Source organism: Chryseolinea sp. H1M3-3 (assembly GCF_029360725.1).
Classification (GTDB): domain Bacteria; phylum Bacteroidota; class Bacteroidia; order Cytophagales; family Cyclobacteriaceae; genus Chryseolinea.
In genome coordinates, this window is record NZ_JARKMY010000009.1 from 509,887 (window position 1) to 534,149 (window position 24,263).

The following is a 24,263-nucleotide window of genomic DNA, read 5'->3' on the forward strand; positions in this document are numbered from 1 at the left end:
GCCCTTGGGTGGTCAGATCATATGCGTAACATTACTGAGTTGGCCAATATATCGGTCAACAGTTACTCCAAACTTTCTTAAAAAATCTACGCCTTCATCCGAAGGTATACCTTTATGTTCGGCGTATGACTTTAAGAAGATCACTCTTGTTATACGCATGGTAAAAATAATTCGCGCACAGGCAAGGCAAGGTGAAAGGGTCGTATATAGCGTAGCACCTTCTACTGATACATTATTTTTTACGGCATACAATATCGCATTTTGCTCGGCATGAATCGCTAATGAGCATCCTCCTTTAGAATCGCGGGGACAGCCAATCTCCGGCCACTCCTCATCGCAATTGTGTGTACCCGGAGGTGGACCATTATAGCCAATCGAAATAATTCGAGTGTCTTTTGCCAGCACCACACCAACATGCCGCTTAATACAATGAGAACGTCTGGCTAAATTTACCGCCAACTCCATATATATATCATCAAATGCCGGGCGATCCATAATTGTTAATAAAGTTTCGAAGTTATAAGTCTTATAGCGAATAAAAAATCCGGTATAAACAGATTCTTCGCTTTCCATCCTACTCTCGCGTGGTTTAGAAATTGCAAGTCGTGCAACATCAGTAGATTGTCACAAATTACTATCTTTAAAACATCATGATACAACGAAACTCTTTCATACTCATGCTTCTGATGGTGTGTGCCATGCCGGACATATTTGGTCAGGAACCAGTGAAACCACGTCCGAGTCCGATTGCCATTATTGCTATCCGATATAAAGATGCATATATAAAAATCACCTACTCACAGCCACAGAAAAGAGATCGAGACATTTTTGGCAAACTTGTTCCGTACGATCAAGTGTGGCGTACAGGAGCCAATGAGGCCACTGAAATAACGACAACAAAAAACATCCAGATTAACGGCACATTATTAAAGGCAGGAACCTATTCTTTATTTACCATTCCTCAAAAAGATAAATGGACAGTCATAATAAATAGCGAAGTTGGACTATGGGGTGCTTACAATTACAATTCCAAGCTCGATGTTATGCGTTTTGATGTTCCCGTGACGACTACGGATATGGTTTATGAATCATTTACCATGCAATTTGATCATCGGAACGAAGTGGCCGATCTTTTGCTTTATTGGGATAAAACTAAAATTTCGATTCCTATTAAGTTTATTAATTGATGCTGTATAAACTTAGATTTCTTTCACTAGTTTTTTTTGGGGTGTCGACTTGCTTCGGTCAGGGTTTATCGGAACTCGACAAACGTAATGGTTTCAAGGACATCAAACTTGGAACATCTATTGATTCTGTAAAGGGTTTTAAACTCAAGAAAGAATTTAAAGAGCGAGACGAATTCCCCGCCAAGCTTTATGAAGTGGAAAATGTGGACTACGAAAAAATTGGCGAAGTCAAAATTTACAAGGTGGAACTAAAGACCTATAAGGATCTTATTTATGAAATCAATGTCATCACCGATAAAGATGAACGTTTGATGAAAGCACTGGAATCACTTTATGGTAAATCGGATTACGACATGAAAAATGAAACCTACTTTTGGAAGACTGACAATCTAATTCTAAAATTTAGTGCAGAAAATAAACGTCAACTTCGGATGTTATATATTTCGTACGGTGTACACAAAATGATGCGTGATGATAAGAGTAAAAAGGTGGACGATATCGCCGATGACTTTTGATAACTCTAAACACTTTAGCGAAAAAGAGATAGTACACCACCATGAAAATTACCAGTAACTTCAACACTTCGAACTTCAACACTTCAACACTATAAAACATGAAAACGTCCTTCATAATCTTAGCATGTATCATGGCAACGACTGCTACCTTTGCGCAAGATGATAACTTACCGAAACCAGAACTGACAGAAGTCTGGGAACCTGTACCTAAACTTGTTTCGCCCGCCGCGAAAGCAGGTGAGCCGCCATCTGATGCCATTATATTATTTAATGGAAAGAATCTTGATGAATGGATGTCACCTAAAGAACCAACAGGTCCTGCAAAATGGACTTTAAGTGACGGTATAATTACCGTAAAAAAAGGAACAGGCCCCATCCGCACTAAACGGTCATTCGAAGACTATCAATTTCATCTTGAGTATCGTATTCCCGCGAACATTACAGGATCAGGACAAGCTCGCGGTAACAGCGGGATTTTCTTTGCAGCTACCGGTCAAGGTGATTCCGGATATGAACTTCAAGTCCTGGATGGTTACAACAACAAAACTTATGTGAATGGCCAGGTAGGAAGTATTTACAAACAACATATTCCGTTGGCCAATGCTTCCAGGAAACCAGGCGAGTGGCAGACTTATGACGTAGTCTGGACTGCACCTCGTTTTAATGATGATGGTTCATTAAAAAGCCCTGCACGAATTACTGTATTCCATAATGGCGTTTTGGTACAAAATAATGTGGAGATAAAAGGAGAAACTACTTATCGCGGACAACCATCCTATAAGAAACATGGTCCTGGCCCAATCTTACTACAAGATCATGGCGATCCAAGTGAGCCGATCAGCTACCGTAACATCTGGTTAAGGGAATTGAAGTAACATCGTACAAAAGAAAACACTCAATATTCAATTCGCATGGAGTTTGAATATTGAGTGTTTTTTTATGGCTATGTTTCAGACTTAATATTTCGCATCATCAACAACGCCTGGGCTACCTAAAATGGCTGATCAATAATTTGGTGGAGGTCAACCCTTGTAAGTAATTCTGTAAATCACATTTGCCTGATCATCTGAAACAAGCATTGATCCATCGGGAAGTAACAGCACGTCGACAGGTCTCCCCCAAACTTTTTGGGTGGCGTCATCCAGCCACCCGCTGGCAAATACTTCATGGCTCGTAACTTTATTATTGCCACTCATCTTCACCAGGCTTAAATTGTATCCACTCTTTTTTGACCGATTCCAGGATCCATGTTCTGCGACAATCAGCTGATTCTTATACGCTGCAGGAAACATATTGCCATTATAAAATTTCAGGCCCAAGGGCGCAACGTGAGGTCCAAGTTTATCGGCAGGCGGTGTAAATTCCGAACATGCTCTTTTATTTCCGAACTCAGGATCTTTGATAGAGCCCTCATGACAGTACGGATAACCAAAATGCATTCCTGCTTTCGATGCATTATTTAACTCGCAAGAAGGTACATCATCTCCGAGCATATCGCGACCGTTATCAGTAAACCACAACTCATTTGTTTCCGGATGCCATGTAAAACCAACAGAGTTACGAACACCTTTCGCAAATATTTCGCGCGCAGACCCATCCGGATTAATCCGTGTAATGCTGGCATACACTTCGTCTTTTGATTCACAGATATTGCATGGCGCTCCAACTGGAACATATAGCTTTCCATCAGGACCGAATGCAATGTACTTCCATCCGTGATGCGTCTCTGTTGGATAATCATCCTTTACTGTAGTAGGTGCTGGAGGATTGCCCAATTTTGATTCCACACCGGCAATCTTCGAGATCTTGCTAACCTCTGCTATGTATAAGTCTCCATCTTTAAATGCTACACCATTCGGCATATTCAATCCAGAAGCCAGTACCCACTTTTTATCTGCTTTAAAATCACCGTTTGTGTCTTTTACCGCATACACTTTGTCTTTATCCTTATTCCCTACATATACTACGCCCGAAGGGCTCAATGCCATGGAACGTGCATTCTCTACTTCAGCATAGACATCAATAGAAAACCCGGCAGGCAATTTAATTTTATCCAGAGGAAGCGTTTTCGCATAGTCAGTAATTGCGGCTTCACCTCCTTCGTCGTTAGCGGCATTGTGGCCCGTAGCCGATGCTGAGGTTGAATCTGAAGTTGAGTCATCAGGTGTTTTTGTGTTACTACAGGCCAGCACAAATGCTAGCATCATAACAGGAATCGATTTTAATGTATTCATAGTCAGGGTTTATCTCTTTTAATCGGAAATCAATTTAGTAACAAAATTAAAGAAAGGACGAATATTGACTTGTAGCGGAAATGTAAGGCATTAACAACTTACAAAAACACATCATTCCATAAATGGTTAAAGCGAGTCTTAAGATCGTTTTAAAAACTTTTTGACGCCTAAAAATCACCCAAATCCGTTAATTTTGCGCCCATGATTTCAGTATCAAACATATCATACTTCATTGGCGGTCGGGCGTTGTACGAAAATGCCAGCATGTTTATTAAACCAAATGATAAAATAGGTCTCATTGGCCTGAATGGAAGGGGTAAATCGACTTTACTAAAATTAATTAATGGCGAATTGACGTTGGACGCGGGGTCGATAAGTAAGAGTGGGGACTGTACGATTGGCTTTCTTAATCAGGATTTGCTTTCCTATCAATCCGACGACTCGATTTTAACCGTGGCGATGGGCGCTTTTAAGGAAGTGGTTAATATCGAAAGACAAATTGAGGTTGTTATTAAAAAACTTGAGACTGAATATTCTGACAGTCTGGTTGACAAGCTCTCGAAGCTCCAGGAAAAATATGAACATCTCGGAGGATACACCATTCAGTCCAAAGCCGAAGAAGTGCTGGAGGGAATTGGATTTGCTACGGCAGATCTTCACCGTCCCCTTCGGGAATTTTCAGGAGGCTGGCGAATGCGTGTTATGTTAGCCAAACTCCTATTGGAAAAACCTTCCCTTCTCATGCTCGATGAGCCCACCAACCACTTGGACTTGCCTTCAATTGAATGGGTTGAAAATTACCTTCGGAATTATGATGGCGCTGTATTGGTGGTTTCTCACGACAGAACATTTCTGGATAATGTCATAACGAAAACCGTTGATGTTACCCAACAACAACTCGTCACCTATGAGGGTAACTACAGTTACTATTTACAAGAGAAAGAGTTGCGTCAGGAAATTCAGCAGAACGCTTACGAAAATCAACAACAAAAAATACGGCAGACGGAACGGTTTATTGAACGCTTCAGAGCAAAAGCAACAAAATCGAAACAAGTTCAATCACGAGTAAAAGCCCTCGAACGAATGGACATGATTGAAGAAGTGGTAGACGATACTGCTGCTGTGAATTTTAAATTCAAGTTCAATCAGCAACCAGGCAGGTTTATTGTCACGCTGAACAATGTTTCTAAAGCGTATGGTCCGCTGGAAATTTTGAAAGATACTGCTGTTGCCATTGAACGTGGTGACAAAATCGCGCTGATTGGTGCTAACGGTAAGGGTAAATCAACTTTGCTGAGAATTATTTCAAATACCGAGCCTGTAGATGGAGAACGTATTATTGGGTACAATGTAATCCAGGCTTTTTATGCGCAACATCAGTTGGAATCTTTGCACGTTGAAAATGAAATTTTGGAAGAACTCAAGCAGGCGGGCTCCGGGAAGTCGGAACAAGAACTGCGAGGCGTCCTAGGATGCTTTTTGTTTTCCGACGAAGATGTATTTAAGAAAATCAAAGTACTTTCTGGAGGAGAAAAATCGCGTGTAGCACTTGCGAAAACTTTGATATCCGAAGCGAACTTCTTATTGTTGGATGAGCCTACGAATCACCTGGATTTTATTTCGGAAAACATCCTCATACAAGCCCTTCAACAATATAAAGGAAGCTTTGTTGTTGTTTCCCACAACCGACATTTCATTAGCCAGATCGCAAACAAAATCTGGTACATAGAAGACAAAAAGATAAAAGAATATCCTGGCACATACGATGAATATGAATATTGGAGAAAGAAAAATGCAGTAGACGGCATTAGCCAGGCAGAGCCACCTAAAAAAGATAAGAAGCCGAAAGATGCTACACCAGCACCACCAAAAAATGATAATAAGTTAAAGCTGCTGGAAAAGGACCTGAAGGATATTGAGGTAAAAATAGGATCGCTTGAAGAAAGAAAAGTTTCTTTGGAAACCGAGATGGCTAAGCCTGAAGTGTTCGGAAATTTTGAAAAGCTGCAACAGGTTCAGCAAACTTTTAATGAAGTGGAAAAGGAATTAAAAGAAGTGAACGACAAATGGGAACACATCGCTACCGCGATTGATGAGTTGAATAAGCATTAGTGGAGTCCAAATCCGATCTGCACTACTAACCTGTTCATATTTTCCTCCACGCTAATCTTTGTTGCTGGATACGAACTACGCCATGGTTCGGGATTGTAGGAATAATGCGCGCGTTGAAATTTATGCCCCGCCATAATATATAAACTGAATTTCTCTGCGGCAATCCGATACCCGATCAGCGAAGAAATCATTTCACTCCCATAATCTCTATAATCCGAGACCCATTGCTGATTATTTCTGTTGACGATTCTGGCATTGGAATAGCCGGCGTTGAACTGTAGGAAAACAGCATTGCGTTTAATGTTTGCGAAGTCAAATCCAATACTACCGAACACAGGAACTGCTTTCCAATTTAGATATGAATCGAAGCCAACGCCAGCCCCAAGAGTCCATCTTTTTAAACGGACACCATGAGTCGTTGAAAGTGAAACGCCGGTCCCCTTCCCTTCTTCGCCCAGTAGTGCGCCGGCTAAAAAGTTATTAAAGTATCTCGGTTTGTTTTCGGATGTTTCAATTGTCTCGGTCTGCGCAGACAACGAAAATCCAGTGATCATGAAAGCTAGGGTTACAAGGCTAGTTCTCATGCTGTATTGCAATCGTACTTAACAATTTAATACTTGTGGGACTAGTATAGTCGTATTGAAACAGGCCGTCCTCTCCTATCATGATCAAAGTATTGTTGTGGGGAATAACATCAGTCGCATTGATATATTTATAATGTGCTAACAAATTTTTGTCGATAGCGTTGATATCAGAAGCATTGAATGCTTTTAGCCCGTCATCACCATCACAGACGAACAGCGTCGTATTGTCTATACCAAGTCCATGGGGGTTAGTCATTGGATATGCTTTCAAAAGCGTGGGAGAACTTAGATCTTTTATATCAATCACTTCAAGTTGATTGTTATTGCCCTGGCACATATTTCCCGAGCGAAGCGTTACATAAGCATAGTTATCATCCACTACTACCGGATCACAGCTTCTGACATGCGCATAAGTACTTAACTTCACTGGAGTCTCCGGTGATGAAATGTCCATGATGTGCATACCACTGGCGGAACCAATGAACAAATTATTTTTATATGGAAAAATGGTTTCAATATCCCAGGCTAATACAGACCTGCCCTTAGCCACAGGGTTATTGTTGTTCGTAATATCTGCGACTTGCAGGTCACTGCCGTCCAGCATGTATAGATAATCACCACTGATCGTAAACCTAGCCAAAGAGCCGCCGACACCTGGTCCAGAGCCAGAACCTGGGGTGACAGCGGCCTTTGAACTGAAGCTTGCAACCATGTCCATACGCACTGCTATACCATCTTCATAGTAAACGCCCCCCCATGGCTGCATGTTGACATCACAATCTGATTCATATAATTCAACAACTTGTTTTTGAGTCCAGTCGGTAACGACACAACAATTCACGTCGGTTGGCATTCCAAAACTTCTATAGTTTTTGAAAACGCCTTCAAGTCTCCCGGTCTCTTTAATAGTATTTATGTCAGAGATGTTAAAGGCAACTAAATCGACATAACTATCTGCATAGAGGACGTTCCCCTTGACAGCCATGTCATAAGTACCCGGGATCTTAAGAAAACTTTTAGGCTTCGGATGTGCTGGATCGTGGTTATCAATGATGTGAATACCTTTGCCCGGTTCATTCACAAATAAAAAATTGTCTTTCAGATAGATCTTACCTACCGCTTTAATGGGTTCAGGAGCTGAAAGATTAATACTCGCCCTGAGTTCATCGACGGTTGTGTATACCGGTTCAAGATAAACGTATTGACTTTTGATTTCACATTTATCCGTACAACTTTCCAAAAGAACACTTATCGCCAAAAGTATCGTCAGGAAGAGCAGCGCATAGAGGGAAACATGCATCCTCTTTTGTAATCGATTCTCTAAGGTATCCATATAACGGTAGGTTATTTGAATGCTTAGACAGCGGCAGCAGATTGAAAGTTGGAAAGCCTAGTGAAAAATGTAACGGAATCTTAAACCGACATCAAAGGTAAGTGGTGTGGCATCAACACCGGTCGCCGATTTATATACAGAACTAAAAGGATAGCGAAGTCCCGGATTAACAGAAACTCTGTAACGGTAACCCAACTTATAGCTTAATTCTGTTCCCATCAATCCACTAAAGTTCAGCGAACGATAAGGGGAATCATCACCTCGGCCTTGCGTCGTCTTAGATAAACCACCGCCGTCGGGAGTGATTGTATTTTGCAGAAACAGATCCGTCGATACACCGGCGTTTAGCTGAACTCCAAATTTCTTATTAAGAATAAGGTAACCAGCCTGGAGGGGAACGCTCACAAACCGCACACTATTATTTACATTGTACGGATATGTTTGCGCTACCCTGGTTTGTGCAGATGCATCCGCTAACTGGGAGTTGAAAGCATTTAGTGACTCAGCCTTGGGTGCGTCAAAGTTGCCGCCCATAACCACCACGTTGTTAGCAGTGTAGTCTGAGGATTGTGTCAAATAGTTGACGCCGCCTTGCAGCACCCACCGTTCCGAGAGTTTGGTTCCTATACTAACACCAACAGAGTACGCCGAACCTGAAGCCTTGGATTGTTTTGATGCTGTATTAGCAACATTCAGGGAATAGTAGCTATTGGAAGGAACGGGGGAAATGCTCGGATTATTAGCATTAAATGCACCAGCTGCAAACCCTACCGACGTCCACAGTTTTTCAGATTTATTCTGCTGCCTTTTTTCTTCCTTGGCGTACTTCTTTTCTTCTGCATCTAATTTAGCAAGCAATAACATGCCGGGGTCAGCTGTTGAAACGGGGAGCTGAAGTTCTGGTTGTTTGGGTTCATAGAAAGCGGGAAGCGGACGCTCGGGCTTAACACCAACAAGATTGTTTTTTTGAGTTAAAGTAGTCTGTGATTTTTCATCCGGTAAAGTATTGGCAATGGACTTGTTATCTTTATTAACCACAGTAACACTGGAGGTTTGTTCTTTTCGGTCAAAAGCAGCCAAATTCTCGTTGACAGCATTTTCTCCGCTTTCATTTTCGACTGCAGGAGTAAATGCTGTCGGATCTTTTTGATTGTCTAAACGTGATTGTTCAGTAGCTTTTCCTTCCGAATTCGCTGCTTCTCCAAGTGCCAGTTGCTGCTGCGAAGATGAGGTTTCATTCAGGTCTCTTTTTGTTACCGGGGATTTCGCAGCATTGTCCAATTGATCATTGACCTTTCCTTTCGCTAAGCCAGTATCCTGACCATCGATATCTTTCTGATGTGGGGCTTCTTCTTCAGTTGTTAGGTTTCGTCCAGGCAATGCGTTGGTACCGGTCTTTGCAATAGTTTCAGTGGTGTTTGAATCCTTAAGCATTAAATATCCTACACCAGCCACACTCAGCGCAAATACAACAGAAGCAGCAGCAAGGGTCTGAAAAAACAGAAGTCTCCGCTTCATTTTTCCTCCCTCGGCTTTCTCAAGATCCAGTTCAATGTTAGTCCATACGTTCTCCGAAGGATTAACTTCAGCATCCTTAAACGCCTCCTGGAATGAATCCTCAAATTTTCGCCTCTCCATATCTTTCATAATACGTTGATTCCTTTAATAACTTGGCTTGCATCAAGCTCTTAGCCCTGGCATATTGTGATTTGGATGTACCTTCGGAGATACCCAACTGTTCAGCAATTTCCTTGTGGCTAAACCCCTCTATCGCAAATAAATTAAATACGATCTGGCAGCCGTGGGGTAATGTCTGAATCATCTCCAGCAGCTGACTGAAATGTATACCCGAAACAGACAGCTCGGTATCAGGAAGATTAACCTCCTGAACATCAACCATGGGATAGAGATATAATTTTCTGCGTTGCACATTGAGCGCTGTGTTTACCATGATCCGGGTAATCCACGTTTCCAGTTTTGATTCCTGGCGAAAGTCTTTTATGCCATTAAAAACTTTCACAAAGCCTTCTTGCAAGGTGTCCTCAGCTTCAGCGGTGGTTTTGGAATACCGAAGACATACTACCAGCATTTTACGGCAATAGCGTTCATACAAAGCCTTTTGTGAAGCCCTGTTTCCCTTACGGCATCCTTCTATTAGCTCGTCCTCACTGAGCATGAATGGGGTTTAAGCTGTCGTTTTGCATGTTAGACACGGTCGCACTTAAAAAGGTTGGAAATGATCCTATCTTCGCATCATGAAATACGTGTTTTTATACCTCTCTATAGTGCTGTTAGCCGGGTCATGTACGCCTATCGCACAAAGTTCGGTGAATTCCGAAAGCAATCCTAAAGCCTTGAAACTTATCGATATAGCATATGAACCCGAGATAAAGACAATCCAATTACATCCTCAGAACGGCCCTATACAGCCTGCGGTTACAGCACTTGGAAAATGGGATCTGATGCTGGAGTTTGACGACCTTCGGAACCAACGGGATACTTATTATGCAAAGGTCATCCATTGCAATTACGATTGGACGAAATCAGATCTTCAGGATCTGGACTTCATGACATTATATAATGAGTTTCCTATAACAAATAACGAGTTTTCAGTAGATACCCATATTCCTTACGTGCATTACTGGTTTAATGTTCCGCCGGTAAAATTACCCGGCAACTACGTCTTATTGGTATATCGCGGTAGTAACAAAGAAGACATTATTCTCACCAAGCGCTTTATGGTTTATACGAATCAAGTAACATTTACACGTGAAGGAAATTTGATCGGCGCGGGAAACATCGCTAATCTAAATCAGCAACTGAATTTTACCATTGACTATAAAAACTTAAATATCCTCAATCCGATGTTAGATGTTCATGTTAACATCGCCCAAAACCATCGATGGGACAACGTGATCAGGGACGTTAAACCTAGTTTTGTCCGTGAAATTGAAAAAGAGCTGGAGTATCGTTTTTTTGAGGAGTCGAAGATGTTCAGTGGAGGAAGTGAATTTCGCTTTTTTGATTTGCGCTCGCTGAATTATCCCGGCCGGAATGTAGCGTATGTCACCAAAACCACAAAGCCATTCGAAGTGTATATCGCTAAAGACAAATCACGAGCGGACGAAGCGTATAGCCAATACGATGACTTGAACGGCAGCTTCAATATTGACAATCTTGATTATCGGGATCTCGCCTTTACGAATTATGTGAATGTAAACTTTGCGTTAGCTAGCCCTCGGGTTAAAGGTGACGTTTATGTCACAGGTGCGTTTCACAATTGGAACTTGAATGAGGAAAATAAAATGGCGTATGACACGACTCAAAATATCTATACCTCAAGATTATTATTGAAGCAAGGATGGTATGATTATCAATATGTTGTGAAGTCTCCCGAACTCCCGTATTACCATTTTGAAGGAAGCCATTTTGAAACGGAGAATTACTACGAAATATTTGTCTACCACCGGCCGTATCAACCAAGAGCGGACCTGCTTATCGGGTATTTACGACTGGACAAAAATCCGCGTTAAGCGTAATTTACATCGTGCTGCGGCGTACGCTGGATAGAATCGTTATTCGCCACATCTAGCATACCGAATCCTTTGTGCGTAAAATATCCGAGCCCGTTCTCATATATAAACTCCTGCACTTCGCGAGCGGCATACAATATGAACGGAAACGTATAACCTCTCACTTCAAACTTTACGTCATTGTCAAAGAGCGGATAGATTCGCGCAAATTTCTTATGCGAGGCTTGAATACGTTGAATGTATTCATGATCAGCGACGAGTTGAAATTTATAAAATGAGGTAAGTTGTTCTGCCGTATATTTCCCCGTGGCCTCCATCCTTCCTAATGTGGATTCATAAAGCAAATCCGAAAATTCATCGCTTTCCGGAGACACAAATTTCTTACTGGAATCATCATTAAATGCGGCCGGAATGACGACGATCGGTGATATGCATAAAAAGCGTGACTCATCTGTAATTTTTACCGGCTCTTCTACTTCGGTTGATTCCGGTATGAGGTGGAGGTTGCCGACGATGATTTCTTTTTGTTCTAAGACCCTTGCCAGAAAATATTCGAGGAAGCGTTGATCAGAACAGGAAAATACCAACGTTACTTTCGCAGAAAAGTAATGAAGTCCTTTACGACTTACTTTTGTTTGACCTTTTAATCCAGAAAAGTTGTATTGGTTAAAATCCAAAAACTCCTTCTGCGGGCCGAACATCAGCAAACCTTTTATTACCTGAGCTAACAGATATTGATGGTGAAATGGAACGTACGCCCCCCGGTTCTTAAGTGAAAAAATAATTCTGGTTCTCAAACCCAAAAAAGTTAAGTGGGGTTAAAAAAATACCACAGCTAAAAACCTGCTGAATACTGAATATGAGCAGTTTATAAAACTAATAAAAAATCCTAAACGTTCTAACGCATTTTGTGGAATCTTTATACGTTAAATCGAAAATGCATGATATCCCCATCATTTACGACATATTCTTTCCCTTCCACGCCCATTTTACCTGCTTCCTTACACGCCTGTTCAGTCTTATATTGCTGATAATCAGATAACTTAATAACCTCTGCCCGAATAAATCCTTTCTCGAAATCCGTATGAATTACACCCGCTGCCTGAGGTGCTTTCCAACCCTTTTTTATCGTCCAGGCCCTTACTTCTTTCTCTCCGGCCGTGAAATAAGTGATCAGATCCAATAGATGGTAGGAAGCACTGAGTAGTTTATTAAGTCCCGACTCCTTTAAACCGTACTCCTGAAGGAATACCTGTCGATCCTCCTCTGATTCGAGTTCCGCTATTTGGGCTTCTATAGCAGCACTGATAATCACCACTTCAGCATTTTCATCTTTAACATGCGCTTTAAGGGCGTCAACATATTTATTGCCTGTATGAAGGGAACCTTCATCAACGTTGGCAACGTAAATAACCGGTTTGGCAGTTAACAGCTGTAGATCTGCAATGGCATTTTTTGCTTCTTCATCTACAACCAAGGTGCGGGCATTTTTTCCTGACGACAACACGTCTTTAAATTGTTGAAGAACGCTGAGTTCTTTTTTCATTTTGGCGTCACCACTTTTTGCTGCTCGCTCTACCCTGGAAATCTTTTTATCAATCGATTCAAGATCTTTTAACTGGAGTTCGGTATCGATTATTTCCTTGTCGGAAACCGGATCAACTCTGCCATCAACGTGAACAACATTGTCGTCTTCAAAGCATCTTACAACGTGAACGATGGCATCAACTTCTCTAATGTTTGCCAGGAATTGGTTACCCAATCCCTCTCCTTTGCTGGCACCCTTCACCAATCCTGCGATGTCAACAAACTCTATCGTGGTGGGCAGTACCCGCTGAGGTTTTACCAGGGCTTCAAGGATCTTTAGCCTGTTATCCGGCACCGAGATAACACCAACATTGGGTTCGATGGTACAAAAGGGAAAGTTAGCCGCCTCCGCCTTATTATTTGATATCGCATTAAACAAGGTAGATTTTCCAACATTCGGTAGTCCTACTATTCCGCACTTAAGTCCCATATAGGTGATGATTCTGATTTAAGGGCGCAAATATAAAAAAAGTCCATGGTCGATCGTCTATCATCCCGTGAAGGATGTAGTTAATTTCAGAGGGCACTTAAAAGAGATGCTGCCAAACATGAAACAGCAACAAAAAAGCCCCCGATTTCTCAGGGGCCTTTTATAGATTTAGATTAGGTAGTGTGGTCTCGTTAAAATTTTATTCCCATTTAAGATCGGTATCCAATCCGTTTTTGCCGGTTGTAGCTTCAGCCTCTTCCCGCTCATGGGAATGATCGAACTGCGTGAAATCAACACCCGGCATCAGCTCATTCTTTACGTGATTTACCGTATTGGAGAGGGCCTCCAGGAATTTGTTAAAATCCTCTTTGTACAAAAAAATCTTATGTTTTTCGTACGTAAATCCATCCTCTTTAAAACGCTTTTTGCTTTCTGTGATCGTTAAGTAATAGTCGTTGGACCTGGTAGACTTAACGTCAAAAAAGTAAGTTCTTTTGCCGGCTTTTACTTTCTCTGAGTAAATTTCGTCCCTGCCGTTTGTCTTGTTTTCTTCCACAATCCTTCAAATTTTAAGGTTAGATTTAAGTTTGGTTTAGTCTAAGGTAGTATTTTGGAAAAGGATTGCAAATAACTGTGTATTTAAATATTTTTTATTACCTGTGTGACAATACTAAAACCCTTTAAAAAACGTTAAAAACCCTCTTTTATAAAAAGTGAAAATAACACAAAACGATATAAAACAGAGTGCCAGCCTTGAGTTATTGGCGCGCCAGCTAGTCGAAGGTTTCATCACCGGCCTTCACAAATCTCCCTATCATGGCTTTTCTGTTGAATTTGCTGAACATCGTTTGCACAACGAAGGAGAAAGCACCCGCCATATAGATTGGAAGGTTTATGCCAGAACAGACCGGCTTTTCACCAAACGTTATGAAGAGGAAACTAACCTCCGGTGTTTGATCGCCATAGACACTTCGTCTTCTATGTATTATCCGGTGCAAACAAAAGGAAAAATCCGGTTCGCGAAATTTGCTGCTGCCGCGTTAGGCTATTTGCTGCACAGGCAGCGCGATGCTGTCGGATTGTGCTTGTTTTCGAATGAGATTCAAACCCTCACTTCTGTTAAGTCTACGTCTAGCCACCTCGATAAAATTTTTCGAACACTGAATGATATAGATACACAGGCAACCACTCCGAAGAAAACCAACGTAGCAAAAGTGTTGGATGAACTCGCGGAGAAAATTCATAAACGTTCGCTGGTCATCATCTTCAGCGATATGTTTGACAACGCGGAAAATACGGATGACCTGTTCAGGGCTTTACAACATCTGAAACACAATAAACATGAAGTAATTGTTTTCCATGTGATGGACAACAAAACAGAATTGTATTTTGATTTTGACGATCGTCCAATGGAATTCGTGGATCTGGAATCCGGGGAACGGTTAAAATTAAATCCGGGTGATGTAAAAGAAAGTTACAAAGCATCCGCCGATCATTTCCACAAAGCGTTAAAACTTAAATGCAACCAATATAAAATTGATTTTATTGAAGCCGATACGCAGAGTGATTTTAACCTGATACTTCAAACGTATTTGATCAAAAGGGGAAGGATGCGATAAGGGAGGCTATAGCGTGAATGGCAAGCAATACGCAGGGAATTATAACCACTATTCCTGGCACTTTGTGACGCAAAATTTAGTATAGCGGGTCGTTGGAAATTACCAACTATCCAGCGGATACGTTACCACCGAATACCCGATTACCAATACCTTTACTCCTGTACCACTTCCTGATGAAGCCAAGCCTTCTTAGCAAGAAGTTCTTCTTTCTCTTCTACATTGTCAGGGTCAGGTACACAACAGTCTACGGGACAAACGGCAGCGCACTGGGGCTCTTCATGAAAACCGGTACATTCAGTACATTTTCCGGTTACGATATAATAAAATTCATTAGATACGGGAGCTTGAGGCGTTTTCGCATCGACAGCCGTTCCATCTTCTAATTCAACTTTTTCCAATTTAGTGCCCCCAGCCCAGTTCCATTCCTGGCCTCCTTCATAAATAGCTGTATTAGGGCATTCCGGCTCGCATGCACCGCAATTGATGCATTCATCCGTAATCATTATTGCCATGCTTTTCCTATTTTTGAACCAATTTTATAACACAAAAATACATCAAACAATCTTAACGGACACGCGCTTCTAAAAGTTTAATCAACATGAATATTGAAGAAAGGATTGAGGCCTTCGTCCAGTTAGGTGAATTTATCGAATCGCTGCCGGAAGAAAAGTTTAAAACGTTAGCAGAACGCATACGCATCGAAAATGCATGGTTTACGGAGTCCAATTTACGAATGGCCGTTAGTGGAATCGTCAGCTTTCTCGATGAAAAAAAACTTCGATCATGGCTTTCGGCATATCCCCTGGTGACCCGAAGTCCAAAAATCGTTGCACTTATTATGGCAGGAAACATTCCATTGGTAGGGTTTCATGATTTGCTGTGCGTCTTAATCAATGGAGATATTGCACTCATCAAACCAAGTTCAAAAGATTCCATCTTGCTACGAATCATTACCGACAAACTAGCAGCCATCAACCCGGGATTTGCTGACAAGATCATCTATACTGAGCGTCTAAAAGACTTCGATGCTGTTATCGCCACCGGTAGCGACAACTCCTCCAGATACTTTGAATATTATTTTGGCAAATACCCTCACATCATCCGTAAGAACCGAACCTCTGTTGCTATTTTAAATGGACACGAGGATGAAAAGGATTTAGAAAAATTAGGCAAAGATGTATTTAGCTATTTCGGTTTAGGCTGTCGAAACGTCTCTAAACTTTACGTGCCGCGGGGTTATGATTTTCAGCGTCTGTTTAAAAGTTGGCAGGTATATAAAGACCTGGATATGCATCACAAATATCACAACAATTATCACTATCAGAGAACCGTTCTTCTCGTAGCCACTATCCCCTATCTCGATACTGGTTTTGTGTTGCTCCAAGAGAGCGAAAGGTTGGTCTCTCCAATCGCTGTTTTGTATTATGAATATTATAATGCTGAGGAAGATCTTAGCAGAAAGCTCAACACCGTTCAAGACAAACTTCAATGCATCGTCGGGAATTTTTTACCAGCCACCGTAAAATTTGGTGAAGCGCAGTGTCCGGGGTTGAATGATTATGCGGATGGGATTGATGTGATGTTTTTTTTGAGAGGGTTGGATTAAAAGGTAATAGGGTATTCAGTAATCGGGTGATCGGGTCGGTAGCCGCAACGCCCAGTTTGTAATCAGGGGTGCTTCAAAAATCTTCGCATTTGAAACGATTTAATCCAAGAATTATGCGTCACGAAAGTTATCAATTACCTTTATAAAAACGTTGTGTAAATATTTATTGAATGCAGTATGTCAAAAGTTTTAGAGACTTGGAAGTGTATAGACTTTCAAGACAGTTGTCGAAAGATATTTTTGAAGCCACGAAAAAGTTTCCTAAAGAAGAGATGTATTCATTAACGGATCAGATCAGGCGTTCCTCCCGATCCATAGGTGCGCAAATTGCTGAGGCGTGGGCTAAACGAAAATATGAAAAACATTTCGTTAGCAAGCTTACAGATGCAGATGGCGAACAGTTAGAAACCCAACATTGGATAGAAACAGCTCTAGATGCATCATACTTTTCTACAGATGAAGCCCACATATTGCTATCACAGTATGCTTCAATTGGAAGAATGCTCCATTCAATGATCAGTAAATCAGCGTCCTTCTGCACCCAAAACCCCAGAACCGGTGATCAATAACGTTGACATCCGCCCTCCTGATTACCTGATAACAGATTACCTTTCACCACTCCCTAAGGCTTATTCCCTCTCAACACCTCAACCCAACCGGTATACGTCTCTCCTCCTTCTACTTGAAGGCGATAGAAGTAAATTCCGTCAGAAGCGCCATCGGCTTTCCAGAAGTTGCCTACGCGGTAGTCTTTGGATTTGAATACTTCGTTACCCCACCGATTGCTGATGATCAGTTCATGTTTTCCTTGTAATGGAAGGTTCAAGACTTCAAACTCATCGTTGACAGCATCTTCATTAGGTGTAAAAATGTTAGGAACGTAAACACTTGGGTCCAGAGAAATTTCTATATCCTGCGTTTTAATACAACCACCGGCATCACGGACTTTCACACGATAAACGCCCGGTGACAAGTAATCGAACTTAGCGTAAAATTTATTCTGAGGGCTAAGCTTAGCAGGCGCCCAATCGAATACTACGATATCATCGTCTGCCGTGGTAAGCGAAATTTCATAATAGAGTTCATTCGTACCGGATACAAAACGGGTGCCGCCTATAATATTCTCAACTTCAATACTTCCGGTGCGTTTAGGATCGGGGAAGGAAGGAACCACGTTACCCAGCACAATTCCGATTTGTTCTCTGACATCATAAACCACAGTATCCGACACCAGTGTACACGTCCCTGAACCTGTAGTCTGATTCTGAATCATCACAAAACGGTAAGTACCTTGTTCTGTAAGGAATTTATGCTGCAATGGAGCGGAATAAACAAATGACACAGCATTACTCAACGGAATTTCCGACGCCGTTAAGCTATCGATTTTAAAGAACTTGTCATTGTTATTGAACACCCTTATAACAAACGGCGTTGATTCCTGTCCGGTAATGTTGTTCAATGTGAGGTTCACATTTTCGCAATTTGAAATCACATCGAAGTCACTCACTGCAAACACACCACCAATCGATATCACGTCTGTGCGTGTAGGGCATTGCGTTGTGCTTGATTTGATATATAAGAAATACCTTCCGCGGATAAGATTGTTGAACGTAATGTTCGGTAAGCTTGGTGAATTGTAAGCCACAAACTGATCGTCTGCAGGGACGTTTACCTGGTCTTGACTGACTGCAACCTGATATATACCTGGCTGATTGATTGTGACCTGTATGGTACCGCTTGCACCTTCATTGGCACAGCTTGCGTCGGTCGCTACCATATCAATTACAGCAAGAGGAACTTGACCAGGTGCCTGGATCGCGATTGGTTTACTTTGCCTACAATCCGACTCATCCTGAATATCGATGATATAATTTCCTTGCGAAAGATCTGTGTATTCCTTCGCACCTGCAGTTACAGTTTCATAATCCGCAACTACAATGTATCCGGAAGGGTCGGTGCTTAACGGCACTTCTTTCTTTAATCGGATTTGAAGTCCAGTTGTCGTAGTGTTTCCGCCAGTAATTCCAGTAACCTGAATTGCTCCATCCGTACCGTTACAGGTGGTAACTTCTGTAGACGCCACCGCAAAATCTATTTTTCCATAGGTATGTTTGATTCTGACCATGACAGTATCAGGGCAGGCAAACGCTGGGCTTTGGTCTACTTTGATAATAATAAAGTCGTTATCATCAGCGGGTAATCCACCGGGTAGAGGTGCGCCTGGTGTAAAAGTCTGTGCGATAGATTCCTGTCCATCCAATACATATTTATACCAGTATTCACCGGTCGTAGATCCATCTACGGTAAGCTTAACGTTGCCGTCGGTGCCCTCAAAGCAAGTAACATTGGCAAGCACCTGTTTAGCTTGAATCTCTACTTGCGTTTTAAGATCTAAGAAGAAATCAACCGGTCCGCAGGTTTTACCATTGCCTTCGTCAATGATTGTATATTGATAGTTACCTGAACTCAGGTCGTCAAATGAAACTGTGCTTGCAGTAAATTTGGTTTGATCTGTTCCATTGTAAGACCAAATCACACGGAAAGTTGTAGGCGTTCCATTTGCTCTCGCAATGTTGAATGAAACTTCACCAGCGTCACGATCGTTACAGCTTGGCTGTGTGACGATGGTAGGGATGATTGCGCTAAAGTTTGCACAATCCGAACCGCCCGGTCCGCAGGCAGGATCACCAACTGGACGTACAGCAACGGAAGCAGTAGCAATAAGCTGTCCTGAGCAAGTACCAACAGTAGCAAAGACATTAAATGTTATGCTGGCTGATAAATTCCCAGTTGGTAAATTGATGTTGCCACCAGTACCAGCCACTGCTCCGCCTACGGAAGAATTATCGGCATTGTTTCTCAATTGATAGCTCACCCCCAACTCCGAGGCAGTGACAATGATATTTGTTGCAGCGCCAGGGCAAATTAACCCGGAGGCTGGAGCCACAGCTAATGTTAAATCAGGTGCAGGGCTTACTGTTATGGTTTCCGTATCAGTCAATTCGATAGAACATGTTCCATTGCTTGCCACTACATTAAAGGTGGTGGTTGCGGTCAGATTTCCAGTTGGAAGGTTAATTGTTCCTCCTGTACCAGCAATTGCAGTTCCGATGTTTGTATCAGTTGCATCGTTTCTTAGCTGATAGTTTACACCAACCTCTGAAAGCTCTACTTGTATAAAGGTAGCTGTACCTTCACAAATAGGGCTTCCTGACTCTGTCACATTTAAAGCCGCATTAACACTCCCCGCTACAGTGACCGTCGCGAGTTGCGTTAGTTCAACTGCTGTGCAAACGCCACTGCTTGCTAAAACGTTGAAAGTAGTTGTTGCATTTAATACACCTGTTGACAAGTTTATGGTGCCACCCGTGCCGGCGACTGCAACTCCTACATTACTATCGTCAGCATCGTTTCGTAGCTGATAGGTTACTCCTACTTCCGACAGCGCAACGGTAATGGCACTAATACCACCACCGCAAAGTGGATCTAACGTAGTACCTACTGCTAGTGATGCGCTTGGAGCTACATCAACTGCTACGGTTTCAGTATCGGTAAGTTGTATGGAGCATGTTCCATTGCCCGCCAGAATGTTGAAGGTCGTAGTGGCTGATAAATTACCTGTTGGTAAATCAATATTTCCACCAGTACCAACAACTGGAAGACCAATAGGGCTATTATCTGCATTATTTCTTAATTGGTACGATATACCATTTTCTGAATTTGCAATCTGAATATTTGTGCCCGTGCCTGAACATATCGGGCTCGCAGCTGCCGTAACACCGAGGGAAGCATCGATCGTACCTGAAACGTTTACTGTTGCTAAAGCTGTTAATTCAACGGCAGGACAAATGCCACTTGTTGCCAAAATATTAAATACTGTGGTTGCATTTAAGACACCTGTGGGCAAATTTATTGTGCCACCGTTACCGAGTACGGCTACACCAACATTTGAATCGTCTGCGTCATTTCTTAACTGATAGCTCACGCCTGTTTCAGAAAGTGCAACGGTGACATCGCTTGAACCTCCTACGCAAATAGGGTCTAAGGAAACTGCTACTGCTAAAGAAGCATCAGGATTTACATTAACATTTACCGTCTCGATGTCCGTCAGTTCGATCGAGCAAGAACCATTTGTTGCAAGTACGTTGAAGACCGTGGTTGCTGTTAAGTTTCCAGTAGGCAAATCAATCGTAGAACCATTGCCGGCAACGGACGCACCAATTGCATTATTGTTGGAATCGTCACGCAGCTGGTATAATACACCGTTTTCAGAATTAGTGACCTGAATGATGGTAGCATTTCCTTCACATATCGGATTTGCCAATGCTGTAACGGCAAGGCTGGGGTTAATGACACCCGATACGTTGACAGTGGCAACATTATTCAATTCAACTGAAGCACAACCAGTAGCTGTTGCCAGAACATTGAAAGTAGTTGTAGCAACGAGTGGGCCGGTGGGCAACAAAATGGTTGCGCCATTTCCTACAACAGCGGTGCCTACGGGGCTATCATCCGCATCATTCCTCAATTGGTAACTTACCCCGACCTCGGAGTTGCTTACGGTGATATCACTGCTTCCACCGGAGCAAAGTGGATCCAACGTAACTGCGACGGGAAGATTGGTTTGAGGGTTTTGATTGACGGTAACTACCGCACTTCCACTCACAGTACCTGGGCATCCGGAAAGGTTAGAAACAGTAACCAATGTATAAGTTGTCGTGGCTGAAGGACTAACAGGGAAACTAATGGTACTGAAGAACGAAGGAATCAAAGGTGATGTAGTTGTTCCGTCAGAATATCTGAAAGCCCAAGGGCTGTCACCCACGAAAGTAATGGTGATATTTGTTGAAGCCCCATTGCATATAGTAGCATTTCCTGAAATGGCAGCAGATGGACTCTGGATAACCCTGATTGTAAATGCCTGGGTTGAACTTGCACATCCAGTAGTTGTATTAATAACAGTAATTGTCGCATTATATATTGCTGCCGCTGCGCTTGCAGGAACAGTAAGCGCGATCGGACTGGCAGGTAAAGCTGTATTGGCAATATCTACAAATCCTTGTGCCTCAGCAATGGGATCAAAATCAATCGCATATTGAGTGGGACTTCCAGTAGTGGCAGTATAGCCTAAGTCCACTGTAGTAAGGCCCGAGCACACCGTCGGATTCGGACCGAGCGTAATGGTAGGACTTGGATTAATGGTAACAGAAATTGGCTGCGATGTACTAGAACAGGTACTGCTAGTGCTCAACACCGTCAATGTTCCACTATACGTACCAGTAGCAGCCGCACCAGGAACAGTAATACTGATTGGCGACGCGGGTAAAGCTGATAAAACAACATCGACAAATCCCTGAGCTTCCGCAGCGGCGTTAAAGTTAATACTGTATTGATTCGGGCTACCCGTGGTAGCCGTATACGTTAAGTCAGCGGTCGTTGTCCCAGCACATACCTCTGGGCTTGGCCCTAAAGTGATCGTCGGATTTGCAAGTATGGTTACCGTTATAGGAACCCCTGTACCAGGACATCCGGTAGAACTGTTCGTAACAGTAACAATTGCGTTGTAATTACCGGCACCAGCCAAAGCAGGGATCGTAATGGCAATAGGACTTGCAGGTAATGCCGTATTTACTACGTCAACAAATCCCTGGGCCTCCGCGGTCGGGTCAAAATCGATGCTGTATTGATCGGGGCTACCGATAAGTGTTGTATAATTTAAGTTCGTAGACGTACTTCCCGCACAAACAGACCCTACCACGATTCCAGCTATGCTTGGAACATCATCAATGGTAACTGTAATGGGTTGTGTTGCGCTTGAACATGAAACTGCGCTATTCCTTACGGTTATCGTTGCGTTATAAACACCAACCACTGCAGCGCCCGGTATCGTAATTGAAATTGGCGTCGCTGGCAATGCTGCGTTAACTACATCTACGAATCCTTGTGCTTCCGCTGCTGCGTTAAAGTCGATACTATATTGGTCTGGGGTTCCCGTTGTTGCTGTATATGGCAAGTTAGCTGTTGGGCTACCAAGACAAACCGATGGATTGGCGCCGAGCGTTATAGTAGGCGTAGCATCTATTGTTACGCTTATAGCTTGATTAGTACTGATACATCCTGTTACAGTGTTCAGGACGGTTAACGTAGCAGTATATGTTCCTGCCACCGCTCCGCCGGGAATAGTGATTCCAATAGGACTAGCGGGTAACGCTAGATTCGTTACATCGACAAAGCCTTGAGCCTCCGCAGCTGCGTTAAAGTCTATACTGTATTGGTTCGGGCTTCCAGTCGTCGCACTGTATGTTAAATTTGCTGAGGTTGCGCCTATACATACCGCCGGATTTGCACCCAACGTAATCGACGGGTTCGCCACCAGTGTGACGCTTATATTTTGAGCAGGACTTGAGCACCCTGTTACCGAATTAAAGACGCTAAGCGTTGCGTTATAAGTCCCGGCAACAGCAGCGCCAGGTACTGTAATAACAATGGGAGTCGCCGGCAAAGCTGCATTCACGACATCCACAAAACCTTGTGCTTCGGCAGCTGCATTAAAGTTGATGCTATATTGATCGGGGCTCGCAGCCGTTGCTGAGTACGATAAGTTCGCTGATGTACTTCCAACGCAGACAGAAGGATTAGCTCCCAGTGTGATCGTAGGACTTGCGACAACTGTAACAGAAATGGGTTGAGATGCACTCACACAACCTGTTGTACTATTGCGAACAGTGATGGTTGCGTTATAAGTACCAGCGGCCGCCGCACCAGGTACAGTAATTGAAATAGGTGTTGCAGGTAATGCAGCATTGACCACATCTACAAATCCTTGTGCTTCAGCAGCAGCATTGAAATTGATACTATATTGGTTGGGAGTTCCTGTGGTAGCACTAAAAGGTAAGCTTGCCGCCGTAGCGCCTGTACAAACCGATGGATTAGCACCTAAGGTAATTGTGGGCGTCGGGTTGATTGTTACACTAATAGGTTGAGAGATACTTGTACAACCTGTTACTGTATTCCGTACTGTTAATGTTCCGTTGTAAGTTCCTGCTACAGCAGCTCCTGGAACCGTAATAACGACCGGGCTAGCAGGCAAAGCTACGTTTGATACGTCTACAAAACCTTGCCCTTCAGCTGCTGCATTAAAGTCAATGCTATATTGATTTGGACTACCGGTAGTTGCAGAATAAGGTAAGTTCGCTGTTGCGCTCCCAATGCATATCGACGGATTTGCACCAAGGGTAATCGTCGGATTGGCAACGACAGTAACACTAATATTATTATTGGTGCTAATACATCCTGTTACACTATTCCGGACGGATAATGTGGCATTATAAGTTCCGGCAACAGCAGCGCCAGGTACTGTAATAACAATGGGCGTCGCTGGCAAAGCTGCATTCACAACATCCACAAAACCTTGTGCTTCGGCAGCTGCATTAAAGTTGATGCTATATTGATCGGGGCTCGCAGCCGTTGCTGAGTACGATAAGTTCGCTGATGTACTTCCAACGCAGACAGAAGGATTAGCT

At 42.7% G+C, this 24,263-nt stretch carries 19 protein-coding genes; 8 read left to right on the forward strand and 11 right to left on the reverse strand.

The features are described from left to right. Positions 1-12: 12 nt before the first annotated feature. The gene (locus P2W71_RS16720; protein WP_276372470.1) at positions 13-495 is read right to left on the reverse strand and encodes a dCMP deaminase family protein; all 483 of its coding nucleotides are present in this window, start codon (positions 493-495) and stop codon (positions 13-15) included. 155 nt (positions 496-650) lie between these two features. Here P2W71_RS16720 and P2W71_RS16725 point away from each other — a divergent pair, with 155 nt between their 5' ends. The 3 genes from P2W71_RS16725 (at position 651) to P2W71_RS16735 (ending at position 2,577) form a co-directional block, all read left to right on the forward strand. Continuing rightward, positions 651-1,187 carry a DUF2911 domain-containing protein gene (locus tag P2W71_RS16725; RefSeq protein ID WP_276372435.1) on the forward strand — a complete coding sequence of 179 codons (537 nt, stop codon included), beginning with the start codon at positions 651-653 and terminating at the stop codon, positions 1,185-1,187. Further along, the gene (locus P2W71_RS16730) at positions 1,187-1,702 is read left to right on the forward strand and encodes a hypothetical protein (RefSeq protein WP_276372436.1); all 516 of its coding nucleotides are present in this window, start codon (positions 1,187-1,189) and stop codon (positions 1,700-1,702) included. The genes P2W71_RS16725 and P2W71_RS16730 overlap by 1 nt, the downstream gene beginning before the upstream one ends. A 98-nt stretch (positions 1,703-1,800) precedes the next feature. Further along, a complete protein-coding gene (locus tag P2W71_RS16735) occupies positions 1,801-2,577 on the forward strand; it encodes a DUF1080 domain-containing protein (protein WP_276372437.1) in 777 nt (258 codons plus the stop codon). Positions 2,578-2,724: 147 nt separating this feature from the next. Here P2W71_RS16735 and P2W71_RS16740 read toward each other — a convergent pair whose 3' ends face one another. Then, complete coding sequence (locus P2W71_RS16740) at positions 2,725-3,936, reverse strand: sorbosone dehydrogenase family protein (protein WP_276372438.1); 1,212 nt, start codon at positions 3,934-3,936, stop codon at positions 2,725-2,727. Positions 3,937-4,137: 201 nt separating this feature from the next. Between P2W71_RS16740 and P2W71_RS16745 the strand changes: the two genes are divergently transcribed. Continuing rightward, positions 4,138-6,048 (forward strand): ABC-F family ATP-binding cassette domain-containing protein, encoded by a 1,911-nt coding sequence (locus P2W71_RS16745; RefSeq protein WP_276372439.1) that lies wholly within the window; start codon positions 4,138-4,140, stop codon positions 6,046-6,048. Here the strand turns inward: P2W71_RS16745 and P2W71_RS16750 are convergent. Genes P2W71_RS16750 through P2W71_RS16765 form a run of 4 tightly spaced genes read right to left on the reverse strand, consistent with a single transcriptional unit; the run spans position 6,045 to position 10,141 of the window. Continuing rightward, a complete protein-coding gene (locus P2W71_RS16750; protein ID WP_276372440.1) occupies positions 6,045-6,602 on the reverse strand; it encodes a hypothetical protein in 558 nt (185 codons plus the stop codon). The two genes, P2W71_RS16745 and P2W71_RS16750, sit on opposite strands and share 4 nt — an antisense overlap. 19 nt (positions 6,603-6,621) lie before the next feature. Then, entirely contained in the window at positions 6,622-7,965 is a 1,344-nt protein-coding gene (locus tag P2W71_RS16755) for a hypothetical protein (protein ID WP_276372441.1), read from the reverse strand. 57 nt (positions 7,966-8,022) lie between these two features. Then, entirely contained in the window at positions 8,023-9,603 is a 1,581-nt protein-coding gene (locus tag P2W71_RS16760; protein WP_276372442.1) for a hypothetical protein, read from the reverse strand. Beyond that, positions 9,584-10,141 carry an RNA polymerase sigma factor gene (locus P2W71_RS16765; RefSeq protein ID WP_276372443.1) on the reverse strand — a complete coding sequence of 186 codons (558 nt, stop codon included), beginning with the start codon at positions 10,139-10,141 and terminating at the stop codon, positions 9,584-9,586. The genes P2W71_RS16760 and P2W71_RS16765 overlap by 20 nt, the downstream gene beginning before the upstream one ends. Positions 10,142-10,220: 79 nt before the next feature. On the opposite strand from P2W71_RS16765, the gene P2W71_RS16770 reads away from it, so the two are divergent. Next, positions 10,221-11,498: a DUF5103 domain-containing protein gene (locus tag P2W71_RS16770; RefSeq protein ID WP_276372444.1), complete on the forward strand. Its 1,278-nt coding sequence runs from the start codon at positions 10,221-10,223 to the stop codon at positions 11,496-11,498. On the opposite strand, the gene cas6 is transcribed toward P2W71_RS16770, so the two are convergent. From cas6 to P2W71_RS16785, 3 genes are all read right to left on the reverse strand, one after another. Continuing rightward, positions 11,495-12,295 (reverse strand): CRISPR-associated endoribonuclease Cas6, encoded by an 801-nt coding sequence (gene cas6, locus P2W71_RS16775; protein ID WP_276372445.1) that lies wholly within the window; start codon positions 12,293-12,295, stop codon positions 11,495-11,497. The two genes, P2W71_RS16770 and cas6, sit on opposite strands and share 4 nt — an antisense overlap. Before the next feature lie 122 nt (positions 12,296-12,417). Beyond that, positions 12,418-13,515, reverse strand: coding sequence for a redox-regulated ATPase YchF (ychF, locus tag P2W71_RS16780; RefSeq protein ID WP_276372446.1), 1,098 nt, complete (start codon positions 13,513-13,515; stop codon positions 12,418-12,420). A 199-nt stretch (positions 13,516-13,714) separates the two neighbouring features. Then, positions 13,715-14,071 carry a DUF3276 family protein gene (locus tag P2W71_RS16785; RefSeq protein ID WP_276372447.1) on the reverse strand — a complete coding sequence of 119 codons (357 nt, stop codon included), beginning with the start codon at positions 14,069-14,071 and terminating at the stop codon, positions 13,715-13,717. Between the two features lie 157 nt (positions 14,072-14,228). Between P2W71_RS16785 and P2W71_RS16790 the strand changes: the two genes are divergently transcribed. Then, positions 14,229-15,134: a DUF58 domain-containing protein gene (locus P2W71_RS16790; RefSeq protein WP_276372448.1), complete on the forward strand. Its 906-nt coding sequence runs from the start codon at positions 14,229-14,231 to the stop codon at positions 15,132-15,134. A gap of 152 nt (positions 15,135-15,286) precedes the next feature. Here P2W71_RS16790 and P2W71_RS16795 read toward each other — a convergent pair whose 3' ends face one another. Beyond that, on the reverse strand, positions 15,287-15,646 hold the full coding sequence (locus P2W71_RS16795; RefSeq protein WP_276372449.1) for a 4Fe-4S binding protein: 360 nt from the start codon (positions 15,644-15,646) through the stop codon (positions 15,287-15,289). Positions 15,647-15,732: 86 nt separating this feature from the next. On the opposite strand from P2W71_RS16795, the gene P2W71_RS16800 reads away from it, so the two are divergent. Next, positions 15,733-16,740 carry an acyl-CoA reductase gene (locus P2W71_RS16800; RefSeq protein ID WP_276372450.1) on the forward strand — a complete coding sequence of 336 codons (1,008 nt, stop codon included), beginning with the start codon at positions 15,733-15,735 and terminating at the stop codon, positions 16,738-16,740. Between the two features lie 170 nt (positions 16,741-16,910). After that, the gene (locus P2W71_RS16805; protein ID WP_276372451.1) at positions 16,911-17,309 is read left to right on the forward strand and encodes a four helix bundle protein; all 399 of its coding nucleotides are present in this window, start codon (positions 16,911-16,913) and stop codon (positions 17,307-17,309) included. A 53-nt stretch (positions 17,310-17,362) separates the two neighbouring features. On the opposite strand, the gene P2W71_RS16810 is transcribed toward P2W71_RS16805, so the two are convergent. Continuing rightward, positions 17,363-24,263, reverse strand: a 6,901-nt coding sequence (locus P2W71_RS16810; protein WP_276372452.1) for a gliding motility-associated C-terminal domain-containing protein, incomplete at its 5' end; no start/stop codon positions are given.

Coding starts and splice junctions, on each gene's coding strand:
- P2W71_RS16740 (WP_276372438.1), bottom strand. CDS start 3,936: ATGAATACATTAAAATCGATTCCTGTTATGATGCTAGCATTTGTGCTG.
- P2W71_RS16725 (WP_276372435.1), top strand. CDS start 651: ATGATACAACGAAACTCTTTCATACTCATGCTTCTGATGGTGTGTGCC.
- P2W71_RS16735 (WP_276372437.1), top strand. CDS start 1,801: ATGAAAACGTCCTTCATAATCTTAGCATGTATCATGGCAACGACTGCT.
- P2W71_RS16765 (WP_276372443.1), bottom strand. CDS start 10,141: ATGCTCAGTGAGGACGAGCTAATAGAAGGATGCCGTAAGGGAAACAGG.
- P2W71_RS16755 (WP_276372441.1), bottom strand. CDS start 7,965: ATGGATACCTTAGAGAATCGATTACAAAAGAGGATGCATGTTTCCCTC.
- ychF (WP_276372446.1), bottom strand. CDS start 13,515: ATGGGACTTAAGTGCGGAATAGTAGGACTACCGAATGTTGGAAAATCT.
- P2W71_RS16795 (WP_276372449.1), bottom strand. CDS start 15,646: ATGGCAATAATGATTACGGATGAATGCATCAATTGCGGTGCATGCGAG.
- P2W71_RS16745 (WP_276372439.1), top strand. CDS start 4,138: ATGATTTCAGTATCAAACATATCATACTTCATTGGCGGTCGGGCGTTG.
- P2W71_RS16800 (WP_276372450.1), top strand. CDS start 15,733: ATGAATATTGAAGAAAGGATTGAGGCCTTCGTCCAGTTAGGTGAATTT.
- P2W71_RS16760 (WP_276372442.1), bottom strand. CDS start 9,603: ATGGAGAGGCGAAAATTTGAGGATTCATTCCAGGAGGCGTTTAAGGAT.
- P2W71_RS16805 (WP_276372451.1), top strand. CDS start 16,911: ATGCAGTATGTCAAAAGTTTTAGAGACTTGGAAGTGTATAGACTTTCA.
- P2W71_RS16720 (WP_276372470.1), bottom strand. CDS start 495: ATGGATCGCCCGGCATTTGATGATATATATATGGAGTTGGCGGTAAAT.
- P2W71_RS16750 (WP_276372440.1), bottom strand. CDS start 6,602: ATGATCACTGGATTTTCGTTGTCTGCGCAGACCGAGACAATTGAAACA.
- P2W71_RS16770 (WP_276372444.1), top strand. CDS start 10,221: ATGAAATACGTGTTTTTATACCTCTCTATAGTGCTGTTAGCCGGGTCA.
- P2W71_RS16730 (WP_276372436.1), top strand. CDS start 1,187: ATGCTGTATAAACTTAGATTTCTTTCACTAGTTTTTTTTGGGGTGTCG.